This is a genomic window from Streptomyces sp. NPDC111628 (genome assembly GCF_055635195.1).
This window is the reverse complement of the sequence record NZ_JBVKBZ010000009.1, coordinates 205,000-220,944: the sequence shown is the minus strand read 5'-3', so window position 1 is coordinate 220,944 and position 15,945 is coordinate 205,000. Positions and strand designations below refer to the sequence as shown.

At 72.0% G+C, this 15,945-nt stretch carries 13 protein-coding genes and 1 tRNA gene; 4 read left to right on the top strand and 10 right to left on the bottom strand.

Going from position 1 to position 15,945, the window contains the following annotated elements; genetic code table 11:
- Positions 1 to 2: 2 nt before the first annotated feature.
- Positions 3 to 806 (bottom strand): exodeoxyribonuclease III, encoded by an 804-nt coding sequence (locus ACZ7MF_RS38565; RefSeq protein WP_471482815.1) that lies wholly within the window; start codon positions 804 to 806, stop codon positions 3 to 5.
- 68 nt (positions 807 to 874) lie between these two features.
- Here ACZ7MF_RS38565 and ACZ7MF_RS38560 point away from each other — a divergent pair, with 68 nt between their 5' ends.
- On the top strand, positions 875 to 1,360 hold the full coding sequence (locus tag ACZ7MF_RS38560) for a GNAT family N-acetyltransferase (RefSeq protein ID WP_471482813.1): 486 nt from the start codon (positions 875 to 877) through the stop codon (positions 1,358 to 1,360).
- A gap of 15 nt (positions 1,361 to 1,375) precedes the next feature.
- On the opposite strand, the gene ACZ7MF_RS38555 is transcribed toward ACZ7MF_RS38560, so the two are convergent.
- From ACZ7MF_RS38555 to galU, 8 genes are all read right to left on the bottom strand, one after another.
- Entirely contained in the window at positions 1,376 to 3,139 is a 1,764-nt protein-coding gene (locus ACZ7MF_RS38555) for a hypothetical protein (protein ID WP_471482811.1), read from the bottom strand.
- Between the two features lie 185 nt (positions 3,140 to 3,324).
- A tRNA-Ala gene (locus ACZ7MF_RS38550) sits at positions 3,325 to 3,398 on the bottom strand.
- A gap of 55 nt (positions 3,399 to 3,453) precedes the next feature.
- Positions 3,454 to 4,731: a divisome protein SepX/GlpR gene (gene sepX / locus ACZ7MF_RS38545; protein ID WP_471482810.1), complete on the bottom strand. Its 1,278-nt coding sequence runs from the start codon at positions 4,729 to 4,731 to the stop codon at positions 3,454 to 3,456.
- 173 nt (positions 4,732 to 4,904) lie between these two features.
- Complete coding sequence (locus tag ACZ7MF_RS38540; protein ID WP_471483027.1) at positions 4,905 to 5,540, bottom strand: GNAT family N-acetyltransferase; 636 nt, start codon at positions 5,538 to 5,540, stop codon at positions 4,905 to 4,907.
- Entirely contained in the window at positions 5,537 to 6,076 is a 540-nt protein-coding gene (locus ACZ7MF_RS38535; protein WP_471482809.1) for a MogA/MoaB family molybdenum cofactor biosynthesis protein, read from the bottom strand. The genes ACZ7MF_RS38540 and ACZ7MF_RS38535 overlap by 4 nt, the downstream gene beginning before the upstream one ends.
- Positions 6,073 to 6,585, bottom strand: coding sequence for a cyclic pyranopterin monophosphate synthase MoaC (gene moaC / locus ACZ7MF_RS38530; RefSeq protein WP_108990646.1), 513 nt, complete (start codon positions 6,583 to 6,585; stop codon positions 6,073 to 6,075). The genes ACZ7MF_RS38535 and moaC overlap by 4 nt, the downstream gene beginning before the upstream one ends.
- Positions 6,586 to 6,671: 86 nt before the next feature.
- Positions 6,672 to 8,021: a molybdotransferase-like divisome protein Glp gene (gene glp, locus ACZ7MF_RS38525; protein WP_471482807.1), complete on the bottom strand. Its 1,350-nt coding sequence runs from the start codon at positions 8,019 to 8,021 to the stop codon at positions 6,672 to 6,674.
- Complete coding sequence (gene galU / locus ACZ7MF_RS38520; RefSeq protein WP_003975635.1) at positions 8,018 to 8,929, bottom strand: UTP--glucose-1-phosphate uridylyltransferase GalU; 912 nt, start codon at positions 8,927 to 8,929, stop codon at positions 8,018 to 8,020. The genes glp and galU overlap by 4 nt, the downstream gene beginning before the upstream one ends.
- Positions 8,930 to 9,022: 93 nt before the next feature.
- On the opposite strand from galU, the gene ACZ7MF_RS38515 reads away from it, so the two are divergent.
- Positions 9,023 to 9,637 (top strand): 5-formyltetrahydrofolate cyclo-ligase, encoded by a 615-nt coding sequence (locus ACZ7MF_RS38515; RefSeq protein ID WP_471482806.1) that lies wholly within the window; start codon positions 9,023 to 9,025, stop codon positions 9,635 to 9,637.
- A gap of 89 nt (positions 9,638 to 9,726) precedes the next feature.
- On the opposite strand, the gene ACZ7MF_RS38510 is transcribed toward ACZ7MF_RS38515, so the two are convergent.
- Positions 9,727 to 12,522: a penicillin acylase family protein gene (locus tag ACZ7MF_RS38510; protein ID WP_471482805.1), complete on the bottom strand. Its 2,796-nt coding sequence runs from the start codon at positions 12,520 to 12,522 to the stop codon at positions 9,727 to 9,729.
- Between the two features lie 314 nt (positions 12,523 to 12,836).
- On the opposite strand from ACZ7MF_RS38510, the gene ACZ7MF_RS38505 reads away from it, so the two are divergent.
- Together ACZ7MF_RS38505 and ACZ7MF_RS38500 are read left to right on the top strand one after the other, a co-directional pair.
- A complete protein-coding gene (locus tag ACZ7MF_RS38505) occupies positions 12,837 to 14,384 on the top strand; it encodes a potassium/proton antiporter (RefSeq protein WP_471482803.1) in 1,548 nt (515 codons plus the stop codon).
- A gap of 251 nt (positions 14,385 to 14,635) precedes the next feature.
- The gene (locus ACZ7MF_RS38500) at positions 14,636 to 15,901 is read left to right on the top strand and encodes an MFS transporter (protein ID WP_471482802.1); all 1,266 of its coding nucleotides are present in this window, start codon (positions 14,636 to 14,638) and stop codon (positions 15,899 to 15,901) included.
- Positions 15,902 to 15,945 lie beyond the last annotated feature (44 nt).

Genomic DNA, 15,945 nt, shown 5'->3' with positions numbered 1-15,945 from the left:
CGTCAGGGGCCGTAGACCACCGTGACCGGCGCATGGTCGGACCAGCGCTCGGCATGGCTGGCGGCCCGCTCGACACGGCCCTTGAGCGCCTTGGCGGCCAGGCCCGGGGTGGCGGCATGCAGGTCGATCCGCCAACCGCTGTCGTTGTCGAAGGCCCGCCCCCGGTAGGACCACCACGAGTACGGCCCCTCGACGTCCGGGTGCAGCGCGCGGATCACGTCCACGTACCCGCCCTCCGCCGGGTCGAGGACGCGGCCGAGCCACTCCCGCTCCTCCGGCAGGAACCCGGAGTTCTTCTTGTTGGCGCGCCAGTTCTTCAGGTCGGCCTCGCGGTGGGCGATGTTCCAGTCGCCGCAGACGACGACCTCGCGCCCCTCGGCGGCGGCACGCTCGCGCAGTTCCTTCAGGTAGGCGAGGAACTCGCCCATGAAACGGACCTTCTCGTCCTGGCGCTCGGTGCCGACCTCACCGGAGGGGAGGTAGAGGGAGGCGACCGTCACACCGGGCAGGTCGGCCTCGACGTAGCGGCCGCTGGCGTCGAACTCCGTCGAGCCGAAACCGACACGGACGGCGTCGGGCTCACGGCGCGTGTACAGGGAGACACCGGCACGGCCCTTGGCGGCGGCGGGGGCGTGTGTCACGTGCCAGCCGTCGGGAGTACGGACGTGTTCGGGCAGTTGGTGGCGTTCGGCCCGCACCTCCTGGAGGCACAGCACGTCGGCGGAGGTGTCGGCGAGCCACTCCACGAAGCCCTTCTTCGCGGCGGCACGGAGGCCATTGACGTTGACGGAGGTCACGGTGAGCATCCCGGCACGATACCGGCACACTGGACGGTGTCCCGCTCCGGGCGCCGCATCGATATACGGTAGGAAGAATGAACATACGCCGGGTCCCCTTCGACCACCCCGACGCCGTGAAGCTCAACGACGACGTCCAGGCCGAGTACGACGTCCGCTACGGCGACGGCGGCGACGCCACGCACCTGGACCCGTCGGACTTCGCGCCGCCGAACGGCCAGTACCTGATCGCGTACGACGAGATGGACGTCCCGGTCGCCTCCGGCGGCTGGCGCAGCCAGGACGCCAACGACGAGGGCAATCTCGACGGGGACGCCGAACTCAAGCGGATGTTCGTGACCGAGCAGGTGCGCGGGCGCGGGCTGGCCCGCCGCATCCTGGCCGCCCTGGAGGACGACGCCCGTGCGGCGGGCCGGACCCGGATGGTGCTGGAGACCGGCACCAAGCAGCCGGAGGCCGTGGCCCTGTACACGTCCAGCGGCTACGAGCCGTGCGGGAAGTTCGGCTACTACCGCTTCCACGAGGACAGCCTCTGCTACGCGAAGGCCCTCCGGGTCCCGTAGGCACCACGGCCGGAGTCAGGCCGTGGTGCCGCCCGTCCTGCGCCGGCGCGAGACGACATACAGGACGCCGCCCGCCGCGAGCGCGAGGGCCGCGCCGGCCGAGCCGAGCAGCACCGTGGAGCCGGTGGAGGCCAGCACGCCGCCCGCACCGCCCTGGGGCGACTGACCGCCGGTGCTGCCGCCGGTGCTGCCGCCGCTGGTCCCGGCGGTGGAGGTGCCGCCGGTGGTCCCCCCGGCCGTGTCCGAGCCACCGGTCGTCCCGGTGCCGCCCGTCGTCTGCGAACCGCCGGTGCTGCCCGTACCGCCCGTGGAGTCCGGGCCGCCGGTGCTGCCGCCGGTGTCGCCCGGAGTCTCCTCGTCACCCGTGCCGTTGAGCACGATCCAGCCGGTGTCGTTGGACGGGTCGCCCTCCCACGGGTTGTCGTAGTCCGGCAGGGCGATCTTGCCCTTGGCGCCCGCGACGACCTTGTCGATGCGCAGCTTGAAGGGGAAGCTCCGCTCGTCGTCCTCCAGGAAGGGGGTGTCGGCGAAGCAGCGGTACACGTCCGGGGTCTCGTCGTTCACGGGCCGGCAGGGGCTGTCCACGACGCCGGCACCCTCGGGGATCTGCACGCTGAAGCCGAGCGGCTCGCCGCCCGCGCGCAGCGACCCGATCCAGGCGGGCCCGTGGTTGCTCATGCGGACGTCGACGGTGACCGTCTCGCCCTGCTCGCCCGCGACGCGTGCGCCGGTGAGGTCGAGGTCGTAGGTGTTCTGCGTGGGCAGGTCGATCTCGGCGTACTTGGAGTAGTCGCTGACGTGGCCGCTCTCGACCGGCTCGAGCGTGAGCGTCCTGCCGGTTCCCTGCCGGTGGCCGGCGCCCGACCGCAGCGCGTCTGCGGCCTCGGCGCCGACGGCGTCGAAGCCGTAGGTGAAGATGTCGCCGAGCGCGAAGTCCGCGGTCTTCACCTCCACCGGCTCGCTCAGTTCGTAGGCCATGCCGTGCAGGAACTCGCCCTCGAAGGTGCACAGCGCGACCTGGCGGTAGCGGATCAGGTTGTCCTTGTTCTCCTCGGTGTACGAGCAGTTGTCGTACGACTCGGGGAAGGAGAGGCCGCGGGTGCCGGCGAAACGGAGCACGACGCCGTGGGCGGGCATGCTGCCGACGTTGCGGAAGCCGAGCGGGGCCCGGTAGGTGTCACCGGGGCGGAAGCCCGCGGGTTCGGCGGGGAGCTTCTTCTTGAGCAGTTCGGGACCGCCGACGAGCACGTCGACGGTGTGCTCGTTGAACTCCAGGCCCTCGCCCTTGCCCGTGACCTTGATGGTGCCGTGGTCGCCCGCCTCGGCGGTGTCCTTCAGGTCGAGACGGACCTTCCAGCTCGGGTTGTACGAGGAGCCCGGGTAGAGGGTGCTCTCGCGGCAGACGGCGACCAGGCCTTCCGCCTCGCACCACTTGGGCAGGGTGACCTTGGCGAAGCCCTTGAGCGCGGTCGCGTCGACGGTGATCTCGTAGCCGTTGTTGGGAAGAGGCTGCGGTTCGGTGTCGCCGTCGGGCTCCTCCCCCGGGCCGGTGAGCCCCAGGCGGATCTGCGGCTCACCGGGCTCGTCCTCGGCCCCGTCCAGCGCCATGCCCACCCGGTCCGGGCCGGTGATGGTGACGGGCAGCGGCGCGCCACCGTTCGCCACCTGGTCGTCCGCCGCGTGCGCGACGCCGGCCAGTCCGGCCGCGGCGAGCCCGGCGGCCGCCGCCCCGGCCACGGCCGCACGCGCCCACGGCGAGTGCAGGGAGCTAGGTCTCATGTGTGCTTCTTCCGTTCCCCAGACGACAAGAAGGTGCCACTGCGTGACACCGCGCACAGGTGACCCATGGGAAACACCGAAGGTTGCGCCGTACATGATCACGGATGCGTCTCGGCGCGGGGGCCGACACATGACGAAGGTCCCGTCCGATCATCATGACCGGACGGGACCTTCGTCAATGTGCGTGGACCTGAGGGGATTCGAACCCCTGGCCCCCTCGATGCGAACGAGGTGCGCTACCGGACTGCGCCACAGGCCCTTGCAACGAGTGAAACTTTAGCACCCCGTCCGGCCTGCTCAAAAATCCCTTCCGGCTACTCGTTGGCGGCGCGGGGGCGGTCGCCGTCGTCGTACTGGTCGAAGAGCGGCGTGCGGCCCCGCTCCCGGGCCCGGCGGGCCGAGGCGGCGCGGCGGGCACCGCTGCGGCCCGGGGTCTCGGGACGCTCCTCGGCCGGTGCGTGCACCGGTGCGTCCGCCGGGCGGTCCCGGTCCGCGCCGGAGGCCCGGGCGGCGTCCTCCTGGTCGGGCGCGACGGCCGAGGAGCGTGCCGAGCTCCACGCGTCCGGCGCCGCGAGGTCCACGTCGGGCGTGGCGCGAGGGGCGACCGGGGCGGTCACGTAGGTGGGCAGGGGCACCGGCACCGGGTCCCAGCTGTCGCCCTGCGGGCGCCCTCGGCGTTCCCGCTGCTGGTCGACCCATTCGGCGTGGTCGGTCTGCTCGACCAGCGCGCGCCGGTCCGCGGCGAGCGCGGACATTCCGGCGCCGGACTCCGTGTCGGGTCCGTCGTCCGGCTCCTCGGCGTCGAGGTCGCCGACGGGGCCGCCGGGGCCGCCGGGGGTGGCGGCGGGTCCGCGCCGGCGCGGGCGGGGGTCGCGGTCGCGCAGTCGCTGTGCGGCGGCCTCGGCCTGGCGACGGTCCATCTGGAAGGCGAAGCGTCGGCGCTCCTGCGCCCGCAGATGGGCGATGTAGGCACTGAGCAGCACCGCGGGCACCCCTGGCGCCCACAGGAACGCGAGCCCGCCGACCGCCGCGACGACCGAGCCGAGGGTGAAGGCCAGGAACAGCATCACGGTGGTACGCCGACGGCGTGCGAGCGCCTTGCTGCGCCGGGCCCGTGCCGCGGCCCCCGGTGAGACGGGTGCGCGACGGGCCTGCGGAACCCGCCCCCGCGCCGGTGCCGCGCCGGGTCCGGCCTGGCGGCCGGATTCGGCGGACTGTCCGGGTCTCGGGCCGTCCTCGGGTCCGCCCGCCCGCGGGCGCGCCGTTTCGGGCCGCTCCGCCGCCTGCCGGGGCGGGGTCGGCCGGGTGTGCCGTCGGGTCCTGGACACGGCGAAGGCCCGGACGTCCACCGAGTCGGTGACGGCGTCCGGGGCGTCGGCGTCGGTCCCCGCCTCGTCGGCGGAGCGCGACCGCAGGTCCTTGGCGTACCGGCGCTCCATGCCCGCCCGTCCGGACAGGAGCCGGATGGCGGTGCTGAAGCGTTCGGTCGGACGGGCCTCGTTCAGCTCGTCCTGCCTACGGAGCCACATCGGCACCAAGTAGGCGGCCCAGGCCCCGACGATGACTGCGTAGATGAGGCCGCTGCTGCTCACGCCTCACACGGTAGAGGGGTTTGCGTGAGGCCATCCGCCAATTGAGCCGGTGTGTCGCACGATCTGGCTGATATTTCGAACTTTTCTTGTGACCGATCCGATCAGCCGACTGCCAGGACCGCGAAATTATCCGCTTCAGGATGGTCACGGCCCGATCATTTTCGAACGTTTATTCAATTCTCGGCGTTGGGGGTACTGCGGTGCCGTGACCGGTGCCATCGCCGCAGCAGGCCTTCGGGAACCTCGTCCGCGGTGAGCGCGAAGACGAGATGGTCCCGCCAGGCTCCGTCGATGTGCAGATATCGCGGCCTGAGACCCTCCTCGCGGAATCCGAGTTTCTCCACGACCCGGCGGCTGGGCGCGTTCTCGGGGCGAATGCAGACCTCGACGCGGTGCAGTCCGACGGTGCGGAAACAGTGGTCCACGGCCATCGCCACGGCCGTCGGCATCACCCCGCGGCCGGCCACCGCCTCGTCCACCCAGTAACCGACGTGTCCGGAGCACATCGAGCCCCAGGTGATGCCGGCCACCGTCAACTGGCCGACCAGCCGCCCCTGGTACTCGATGACGAACGGCAGCATCCGGCCCGCGTGGGCCTCGGACCTCAGGTGCCGCACCATCTGCCGGTAGGTCGGCCGGTGCGCGATCGGGCCGCCGGGCCCGGGCGGCGGGATGGTGGCCTCCCACGGGCGCAGCCAGTCCCGGTTGCGCCGGTTGACCTCGCGCCAGGTCCGCTGGTCGCGCAGCCTTATCGGCCTCAGGACGATGTCGCCGTCCGTCAGCTCGGCGGGCCAGGACGGGCCGTTCAGCTCGCACCCCCACCGCTGGCGGGTCTCGGGTGGTCGCCGCCGCGGATCTGGTCCACGGCGTGCTTCAGCAGCGGCTCCAGCACCGCGAGACCGTCCTTCACCCCGCCGGAGGAGCCGGGCAGGTTGACGATCAGCGTGCCGTTCGCCACGCCGGCCAGTCCCCTGGAGAGCGCCGCGGTGGGCACCTTGTCCCGGCCGTACGCCCGGATCGCCTCGGCGATGCCCGGGACCTCGTGGTCGATCACCGCCCGGGTCGCCTCGGGGGTGCGGTCGGTCGGCGAGATGCCGGTGCCGCCGGTGGTGACGATCACGGCGTAGCCCGCTTCGACGCCCGAACGCAGGGCGGCCTCCACGGGGTCGCCGTCGGGGACGACCCGGGGGCCGTCGACGTCGAAGCCGAAGCGGCGCAGCCCCTCGGCGATCAGGGGTCCGCCCTTGTCCTCGTAGACACCGGCGGCGGCCCGGTTGGAGGCCGTGACGACCAGGGCGGCGTACGGCCCCAGGAGGGGTCCTCCCGCGCCGGTGTCCGGCGTCATGACCGGTTCCAGTCGCCGGACTTGCCGCCCGTCTTCTGCTCCACCCGCACGTCCGTGATGACCGCTCCCTTGTCGACCGCCTTGACCATGTCGACCACGGTGAGCGCGGCGACGGAGACCGCGGTGAGCGCCTCCATCTCGACGCCCGTGCGATCCGTCGTCCGCACCGTGGCGGTGATCTCCACGGCGTCGTCCGCGACCGACAGGTCCAGTTTCACACCGGAGACCGACAACGGGTGGCACAAGGGGATCAGGTCGGGGGTGCGCTTGGCGCCCATGATGCCCGCGATCCGGGCGGTGGCCAGCGCGTCGCCCTTGGGTACGCCCTCGCCGCGCAGCAGCTCGACCACGCGGGGCGCGACGAGGACGCGTCCACTGGCGCGGGCGGTGCGGGCGGTCACGTCCTTGCCGGACACGTCGACCATCCGGGCGGCGCCCGCCTCGTCGATGTGCGTCAGCCGGCCCTGCGGGTCCTGTCCGCTGCTCGGCGGTCGGTCCTGCGTACTCATTCTTGTGTGGCGCTCCCGGTCCTGGCCCGGCGCGGTGCGGCGCGTGGGCCTGCTGTGCGCGACACGGTACCGCCATCGGGCCCCGCTCAGCCGAGCAGGACCACCTCGACGTCGGTGCCGGGCTCGACGGATTCGGTGTCCTCGGGGACGACGATCAGCGCGTTCGCCTGCGCGAGGGCGGCCACGAGATGCGAGCCGGAGCCGCCGACCGGGGTGACCGCTCCGTCGGCGTGGTTGCCCCGCAGGAACTGCCGTCGGCCCTTCGGCGAGGTCAGCGCCTTGTCCGCGGCCAGGGACGCGGTGACCGTCGGACGGTGCACGTCGGGCAGCCCCATGAGGGTGCGGATCGCGGGGCGCACGAACAGCTCGAAGGAGACGTACGACGACACCGGGTTGCCGGGCAGGGCGAGCAGCGGGGTGTGGTCGGGGCCGATGGAGCCGAAGCCCTGGGGCTTGCCGGGCTGCATGGCGAGCTTGCGGAAGTCCACGCCGCCGCCCGGCTCGTCCTCGTCGCCGACGTGTGCCAGCGCCTCCTTGACCACGTCGTACGCCCCGACGCTCACGCCGCCGGTGGTGACCATCAGGTCGGCGCGCACCAGTTGGTCCTCGATGGTGGACCGCAGGGTCTCGGCGTCGTCGGCGACCGCGCCCACGCGGTAGGCGATGGCTCCGGCGTCGCGGGCGGCCGCGGTGAGGGCGAAGCTGTTGGAGTCGTAGATCTGACCGGCCGCCAGCTGTTCGTCGGGCTGGACGAGTTCGCTGCCGGTGGAGAGCACCACCACGCGCGGGCGCGGGCGCACCCGTACCGTGCCCCGGCCGATCGCGGCGAGCAGGCCGATCTGCGGCGGGCCGAGGACGGTGCCCGCCGCCAGGGCGCGGTCGCCGGAGCGGACGTCGCTGCCCTTGGCCCGTACGTGCGCGCGCTCCTCGGCCGGCCGGTACACGTGGACGTGGCCCTCGGCACCCTCGGGGGCCAGACTGCGGGCGCGCATCCCGGCCACCGGGCCCTCGCCGAGCCCTCCGTCGGTCCACTCCACGGGCACGACGGCCTCGGCGCCGGGCGGCAGCGGGGCGCCGGTCATGATGCGGGCGGCCTGGCCGGGGCCGACGGACGGAGCCTCGGCCTGGCCGGCGGCGACGTCCCCGACGACGTCCAGGACGGCGGGGAACTCCTCGCTGGCCCCCGCGACGTCGGTGACCCGCACCGCGTAGCCGTCCATGGAGCTGTTGTCGAACGGCGGCAGGGACAGCGGCACCGTGATGTCGTCGACCAGCACGCAGCCCTGGGCGTCGAGCAGGTTCAGCTCGATGGGGTCCAGGGGGCGGACGGTGGCGAGGACGTCGTCCAGGTGGTCCTGCACCGACCACAGCCGGTCCGGGCCGGGGCCCGCGGCGGCGTGGTCGTGGCCGGTGTCACGGTGCGCGCTGCTGCTCAACGTCCCTGCATCTCCTCGGCTACGTAACTGCGAAGCCAGGTCCGGAAGTCCGGGCCCAGATCTTCACGTTCGCATGCGAGTCGGACAATGGCACGCAGGTAGTCGCCACGGTCGCCGGTGTCATAGCGGCGGCCCTTGAAGACGACGCCGTGCACCGGGCCGCCGACGGACTCGTCCTCGGCGAGCTGCTGGAGGGCGTCGGTCAGCTGGATCTCGCCGCCGCGACCGGGCTCGGTCTTGCGGAGTATGTCGAAGACGTGCGGGTCGAGGACGTAGCGGCCGATGATGGCGTAGTTGGACGGGGCGTCGGCCGGGTCCGGCTTCTCGACCAGCCCGCCGACCTTGACCACGTCGCTGTCCGCGGTGCTCTCCACGGCCGCGCACCCGTAGAGGTGGATCTGCTCCGGCGCGACCTCCATGAGGGCGATCACGCTGCCGCCGTACTGCTCCTGGACGTCGATCATGCGCTGGAGCAGGGGGTCGCGCGGGTCGATCAGGTCGTCGCCGAGCAGGACCGCGAAGGGCTCGTGGCCGACGTGCGGGGCGGCGCACAGCACGGCGTGACCGAGGCCCTTGGGGTCGCCCTGGCGGACGTAGTGCATCATCGCGAGGTCGCTGGATTCCTGGACCTTGGCCAGGCGGCTCGCGTCGCCCTTCTTCTGGAGGGCGGACTCCAGTTCGTAATTGCGGTCGAAGTGGTCCTCGAGCGGGCGCTTGTTGCGGCCGGTGACCATGAGGACGTCGCCAAGGCCGGCGGTGACGGCCTCTTCGACCACGTACTGGATCGCCGGCTTGTCGACGACCGGCAGCATCTCCTTGGGAGTGGCCTTGGTGGCCGGCAGGAACCGGGTACCGAGACCGGCTGCTGGGATGACAGCCTTGCTGATCCTGGGGTGGGACTGAGTCATGCGCGCCACCATATCCGGTGCCTATTGGGAGAATCTGTGTCGCCTCAGCCTCCGCGCTCATATGAGCAGATCAGAGTGGTACGGGAGTGACCATTGCCTCACAACGACCCTGCGGACGAACCCGGCAAGCGCCTCCTGCGGCGGGACCTGCTCGCGGCGCGCACCCGGATGACGCCGGATGACGTGCGGGAATCCGCGGACGCGCTGGCCCGGCGGGCACTTGGGCTGCCGGAGGTCGCGGGGGCGCGCGCGGTGGCGGCGTACGTCTCCGTGGGCGCCGAGCCGGGCACCCTCGCGCTCCTGGACGCGCTGCGCGCGCGGGGGGTGCGCGTGCTGCTGCCCGCGCTGCTGCCGGACAACGACCTGGACTGGGGCGAGTACAGCGGGAAGGACTCCCTCGCGCGCGTGCGCCACGGCGGGCGGATGGAGCTGTTCGAGCCCGCCGGTGAGCGGCTGGGGCCGGAGGCGGTGACGCGGGCGGACGTCGTGCTGCTGCCGGGGGTCGCGGTGGACGGCCGCGGTCTGCGCCTGGGGCGCGGGGGCGGCTCGTACGACCGGGTGCTGGCCCGGCTGGATGCGGCGGGCGCGCGCCCCGCGCTGCTGGTGCTGCTCTACGACCGGGAGGTCGTCGCGCACGTCCCCGCGGAGCCCCACGACCGGCCGGTGGACGCGGTGGTGACGCCGTCGGGGGTGCGCAGGTTCCGCTGACGCCCGGACACACACGGGTGCCGACGGCAGAACGGCCTCCACGCGTGCGTGGAGGCCGTTCTGCCGTTCGTCGGCGGGGGCGGGTCCGGCTACGGCTTGAGGACCAGCGTGTCGCTCGTGCTCTCGTCGACGGCCTTCTTCGAGAAGGACCACGGCAGCAGCTCGCCGTTCGCCCACTTGTCGGTCTGGTCGGTGTAGTGGGCGCTGTAGGCGTGCCCGGAGGCACCGGTGAGGTTGATCCAGCGGGACTTGTCGAGGTCGCCGAGGTTGACCACCATCCGCATGGACGGCACCCAGATCACCCCGTAGCCGCCGGCCGCGTTCCAGCCGGAGGCGTTGACCGCCGCCTCGCCGCCGCTGAGCTTCCAGGGGCCGCGGTTGAGGGCGTACTTCAGGAAGCCGGGGCCCTCGGTGCCCAGGGTCTGGTTCTTCAGGAACAGGCGGTGCAGCCGGCCCCAGTTCCAGGTGTCGATGTCCTTGCCGAGCTTGGCGGTCAGCTCCCAGCGGGCGTCGGTCATGGCGCGCTTGAACAGGTCGTCGCGGTTGTGGTCGGCGCCCTTGCGGGTGCCGTTGGCCGGCGTCGTCCACCAGTCGCTCTTCGGCTTCTCCATCAGCGTGCGGACCACCTCGAACCAGCGGTCGCCGCCGTCCGGCTGCGCCTGGTCCGCGTCGCGCTGGCCGCACTCGCGGACCTTGTTGGTCTCGTCCGCGGGTCCGGTGGTGTTGACCGGGTCCACCCACAGGCACTGGCCCTCGACCCGCAGCTCCTTGGGCAGCTTGTTGCCGAAGGCGAGCTTGAGGATGTTGCGCCAGACCGCGTTGAAGTAGGCGGCGGCGGCCGAGTCGGCGTCCTGGGTGTAGTCCCAGCCCTCCAGCAGCTTCTGCGCCTCGCGGACGTCCTTGTCGGCGATGTCGATCTTCAGCAGCTGGGGCACGAGCAGTTTGGCCATCTCGCTGCTGTTGTCCAGCTGCATCTGGCGCATGTCGTCGGTGGAGATCTTGCCGCCGTCCTTGATCTTCTGCTCGATCAGGGAGGTGATGCGCTGGCTGCGGGCGCCGTAGCCCCAGTCCGTGGTGAGCGTGTACGGGTACTTGTCCGCGTCGACGACGGCCTGGTTGGCGGTCACGATGTAGCCGCGCTCCGGGTCGTACTCGTAGGGCAGCTCGTCCTGGTCGATGTACTGGCCGGTCCAGCGGAACTTCGGGTCCCAGCCCGGCGCCGGGACGGAGCCGTCGTGGCCCTCGGCGCGCACCGGGATCCGGCCCGGCAGCGTGTAGCCGATGTGCTCTTCGTCGGCGTAGACCAGGTTCTGCGAGGGCACGTCGAACAGGGTGGCGGCCTCGCGGAAGTCGTCCCAGTTCTGCGCCCGGTCGATCGCGAAGACGGCGTCCATGCTGGTGCCCGCCTCGAGCGCGGTCCAGCGCAGCGCCACGCCGTACCCGTCGCCGCGGTCGGGGGCGGCGGTCTCGACGGAGGCCTTCTTGCCGGTCTTCACCAGCTCGTCGTCGCGGTCGGAGAGCAGGGGGCCGTTGTTCGTCTCGCGGACGACGATCTTCTTCGAGTCGCCGCCGGCGACCTTGATGGTCTCCTCGCGCGTCTCGAAGGGGACCACCTTGCCGTCGTACTGGTAGCCCTCGCCGGTGATCTTCTCCAGGTAGAGGTCGGTGACGTCGGCGCCGGAGTTGGTCAGGCCCCAGGCGATCTCCCGGTTGTGGCCGACGACCACGCCGGGCATGCCCGCGAAGGTGTAGCCGGCGACGTCGTACCGGCACTTGTCGGAGACGGTGCGGCAGTGCAGGCCCATCTGGTACCAGACGGACGGCAGGGACGGCGACAGGTGCGGGTCGTTGGCCAGCAGGGGCTTGCCGGTGATGGTGTGCTTGCCGGAGACGACCCACGAGTTGGAGCCGATGCCGTTGCCGTTCACGCCGACGGCGGTGGGGACGTTGTCCAGGACGTTCTGGAGCCCGGCCAGTTGGCCCTCCAGGGCGCTGCCGGAACCGGTCCCCGTACCGGTGCCGGTGCCGCTGCCGGTCCCCGTGCCCGTGCCGTCGCTCTCGTCGCCGCCCGACGTACCGCCGCCGTCGAACGTCTCGGTCAGCTCGTCGTACTGGCCCTCCTGGACGATCGCCTTGTTGCGCTCGTACGGGTAGGCCGGGTAGAGGTCGGCGATCTGCTTGGGGCCGAGGCGGCTGGTCATCAGCGCGCGGTCGACCTCGTCCTGCATGTTGCCGCGCAGGTCCCAGGCCATCGCCTTCAGCCAGGCCACCGAGTCGACCGGGGTCCACTCCTGGGGCTTGTAGTCGTTGGTGAAGCCGAGGGCGGCGTACTCCAGGGAGATGTCCGCGCCGTCCTTGCCCTTCAGGTAGGCGTTGACGCCCTTGGAGTACGCCTGGAGGTACTTCTTCGTGGAGTCCGAGAGCTTCTCGTCGTACTCCTTCTTCGCCACCCGGTGCCAGCCCAGGGTGCGCAGGAACTCGTCGTTGTCGATCTGGCTCTTGCCGAACATCTCCGACAGACGCCCGGCGGTCATGTGCCGGCGGACGTCCATCTCGTAGAACCGGTCCTGCGCCTGGACGTAGCCCTGCGCCATGAACAGGTCCTCCTCGGTGGAGGCGTAGACCTGAGGGATGCCGTACCCGTCGCGCTTGACGTCGACCGGGCCCGACAGGCCGTCCAGCGTGATCGAGCCCTTGGTCTGCGGGAAGGACGCGCGGACGGTGCTGATCGACCAGTACGCCCCGTAGGCGAGGCCGCCGATGAGGGCCAGGACCAGCACGAGGACGAGCAAGCGGCCCTTGCGGCCCTTGCGCCCCTTGCGCCCCTTCTTCCTGCCGGACGTGCCGGACTGCTGACCCGTGGAGGCGGTGGTGGTGGGGGGCATCGCTGTCCTTGCTGTCCTAACACGAGCGGCAGGGGCGGGCTGTGCTTCGTACGGAGCGCCGAGCGCTGAACGCCGAACGCTGGAGCAACTGTAGGCGCAGGCCCGGCTCCACCTTGACGCGGAGTCGGGTACGCGGACGCACGGGCGTTCGATCTTGCCAAGCCGAGCGTCAAGAAAGCGTCAAGAGTTAGGTAAGGTAACGAAGTAGTTGCCCGCAGAGCATGGCGGATTCGTGTGCCATGGGGTGGTGCGCCGGTGCACCACCGGTGCACGCCTCGCGCGCCGAGCGGGCGCGCTCGCCCGCGCTGTGATCCATGCGGTGCGCCAGGGAAAGGGAACGGCCGCTGACTGTCCACCACCTCAACCAGCTCCTGCTCGTCTGCTCGCTCGTCCTGCTCATCGCCGTGGCGGCGGTCCGGATCTCCTCGCGCAGCGGGCTCCCCAGCCTGCTCGTCTACCTGGCCATCGGCGTCGCCATGGGCCAGGACGGCATCGGCGACATCAAGTTCGACAACGCCGAACTGGTCCAGGTCATCGGCTACGGGGCCCTCGTCGTGATCCTGGCCGAGGGCGGACTCGGCACGAAGTGGAAGGAGGCGAAACCGGCGCTCCCGGCCGCCTCCGCGCTGGCGCTGGGCGGTGTCGCGGTGAGTGTCGGCGTGACCGCGGCGGGCGCGCACTACCTCACCGGGCTGGAGTGGCGGCAGGCACTGATCGTCGGGGCCGTGGTCTCCTCCACGGACGCCGCGGCCGTCTTCTCCGTGCTGCGCCGGATTCCGCTGCCCAAGCGGATAACGGGCACGCTGGAGGCCGAGTCCGGCTTCAACGACGCCCCGGTGGTCATCCTCGTGGTCGCCTTCTCCACGGCGGGGCCGATCGAGCACTGGTACGTACTCATCGGCGAGATCGCCCTGGAGCTGGCCATCGGCGCGGCCATCGGACTCGCGGTCGGCTGGCTCGGGTCGTGGGGGCTGAAGCACGTGGCACTGCCCGCCTCCGGCCTCTACCCCATCGCCGTCATGTCGATCGCCATCGCCGCCTACGCGGCCGGTGCGATGGCCCACGGCAGCGGCTTCCTGGCCGTCTACCTCGCCTCGATGGTCATGGGCAACGCGCGGCTGCCGCACTGGCCCGCCACCCGGGGCTTCGCCGACGGACTCGGCTGGCTCGCCCAGATCGGCATGTTCGTCCTGCTGGGCCTGCTGGTGACCCCGCACGAACTGGGCGACGACATCCTGCCCGCCCTGGTCATCGGGCTGGTGCTCACCATGGTGGCGCGCCCGCTGAGCGTCGTGCTGTGCCTGGTGCCCTTCCGGGTGCCGTGGCAGGAGCAGGCCCTGATGTCCTGGGCGGGGCTGCGCGGCGCGGTGCCCATCATCCTGGCGACGATCCCCATGGTGGAGGGCGTCGCGGGCAGCCACCGCATCTTCAACATCGTCTTCGTGCTGGTCGTCGTCTACACCCTGGTGCAGGGCCCGACGCTGCCGTGGCTGGCCCGCAAGCTGCGCCTGGGCAAGGGCGACGAGGCGGCCGACCTCGGCATCGAGTCGGCACCCCTGGAACGGCTGCGCGGGCATCTGCTGTCCGTGACGATCCCCGAGGGTTCCAGGATGCACGGCGTCGAGGTCAACGAGCTGCGGCTGCCCACCGGGGCCGCCGTCACGCTGGTCGTCCGCGACGGGACGTCCTTCGTACCGCTGCCGACCACGGGGCTGCGCCGCGGCGACGAACTCCTGGTGGTCGCCACGGACCCGGTGCGGGACGCGGCCGAGGCACGGCTGCGCGCGGTCGGCCACGGCGGCAAGCTGGCCGGCTGGCTGGGCACCGGGGGCACCGAGGACGCCCGCGGCAATCGCAGGTGAGCGTACGAGGGGTGCTCCCTTTCACAGGCCGCCCCCCTCCCGCCCCCTGTACGATGAAGGCCGCACCTGATCGAACCACCTCTGTCTGAAGCAGAGCTGGCGCGACCGTATGGCGGTCGGATCGCCCCCTCATCCACGCGGGCTCCGGCATCTACCGCAGTCCGCGCAAGTGGACAGCTCTCGGCGCTCCCGCACGACGACCACCACGAGGCGGCGGGACCGCGCTACCAGTCAGCAGAAAGGCACGGGCCGTGGCATCCACGGTCACCCGTCCGGGATACGGGCAGCTCCTGCGCACCCGCGGCGCCTGGACGTTCCTGCTCCCCGGCTTCGCGGCACGCCAGCCGTTCGCCATGCTCACGCTCTCCATCGTGCTGCTGGTGCAGCACACCACCGGCTCCTACGGCGTCGCGGGCGCCGCCGCGGCCGTCACCGGCGTCTCCATGGCCGTGTTCGCCCCGTACAGCGGCCGGCTCGCCGACCGCTACGGGCAGCGCGCCGTGCTGCTGCCCGGCGTGCTCGTGCACGCGGCGTCCGGGCTGACCCTGACCGTCCTCGCGCTCGCGGACGCGCCCCTGTGGGCGCTGTTCCTGGCGGCGGTGCCCACCGGCGCCTCGGTGCCGCAGGTCGGGCCCATGGTGCGGGCCCGCTGGGCCGTGAGGCTCAAGGACTCCCCCCTGATGAGCACGGCGGCCGCCTTCGAGTCCGTCACCGACGAGCTGACCTTCGTCCTCGGCCCGCTGGTGGCGACCGCGCTGTGCACGGCCGTCGACCCGGCCGCGGGCCTGGTCACGGAGGCCGCGCTCACCCTGGTGGGCGGTCTGCTGTTCGCCGCGCAGAAGAGCACCGAGCCGAAGGCCGGCGACGCCGACGGCGGGCACGCGCGCGTGGAGCACGTTTCCGCGCTGCGGGTCCCCGGCGTGCGGGTGCTGATCGTCGCCTTCCTGGGCATCGGTTCCGTCTTCGGCGGCATGCAGGTGTCGCTGGCCGCGTTCACCGAGTCCATCGGCGAGCCCGGTCTCAACGGCGTCCTGTACGGCGTCTTCGCGGCGGGCAACATGATCTCCGGCCTGGCCTGCGGCGCCATCGCCTGGAAGGTGGCCCCGCAGCGGCGCCTCCTGGTCGGCTACGCCGCCCTCGCGCTGACCGCGTCCGGCCTGTGGGCCGCGCACTCGGTGCTCGTACTGGCGGGCCTCGGCCTGCTGGTCGGCATGTGTGTCGCGCCCGCCATCGTCACCGGCTACACCCTGGTCGAGGGCCTGGTCCCGGCCGGTGCCCGCACCGAGGCCTTCACCTGGCTGACCGGCGCCGTCGCGCTGGGCCAGGCGGCGGCCGTGACCGTCGCGGGACAGCTGGAGGACCGCTTCCGGGAGGGCGCCGGGTTCCTGGTGCCGATGGGCGGCACGGTCCTCGCGCTGGCGGTCCTGGTGGCGCTGCGCTCGCGGCTGGCGACCCGGTCCCCCGGCCGTACGGTCGCACGTGGTGTCGGTCACCGCGCGCCCGCCACAGTGGACTGATCCCGCGGAATAGGTCACTATGGACCGTCGTTAGCACTCATCGA

Bases quoted from the DNA above. Each gene is read 5' to 3' on its own strand.
- ACZ7MF_RS38555 (WP_471482811.1), bottom strand. From the start codon at position 3,139: ATGAGACCTAGCTCCCTGCACTCGCCGTGGGCGCGTGCGGCCGTGGCC.
- ACZ7MF_RS38560 (WP_471482813.1), top strand. From the start codon at position 875: ATGAACATACGCCGGGTCCCCTTCGACCACCCCGACGCCGTGAAGCTC.
- ACZ7MF_RS38535 (WP_471482809.1), bottom strand. From the start codon at position 6,076: ATGACGCCGGACACCGGCGCGGGAGGACCCCTCCTGGGGCCGTACGCC.
- ACZ7MF_RS38565 (WP_471482815.1), bottom strand. From the start codon at position 806: ATGCTCACCGTGACCTCCGTCAACGTCAATGGCCTCCGTGCCGCCGCG.
- moaC (WP_108990646.1), bottom strand. From the start codon at position 6,585: ATGAGTACGCAGGACCGACCGCCGAGCAGCGGACAGGACCCGCAGGGC.
- ACZ7MF_RS38505 (WP_471482803.1), top strand. From the start codon at position 12,837: ATGCGGTGCGCCAGGGAAAGGGAACGGCCGCTGACTGTCCACCACCTC.
- galU (WP_003975635.1), bottom strand. From the start codon at position 8,929: ATGACTCAGTCCCACCCCAGGATCAGCAAGGCTGTCATCCCAGCAGCC.
- ACZ7MF_RS38510 (WP_471482805.1), bottom strand. From the start codon at position 12,522: ATGCCCCCCACCACCACCGCCTCCACGGGTCAGCAGTCCGGCACGTCC.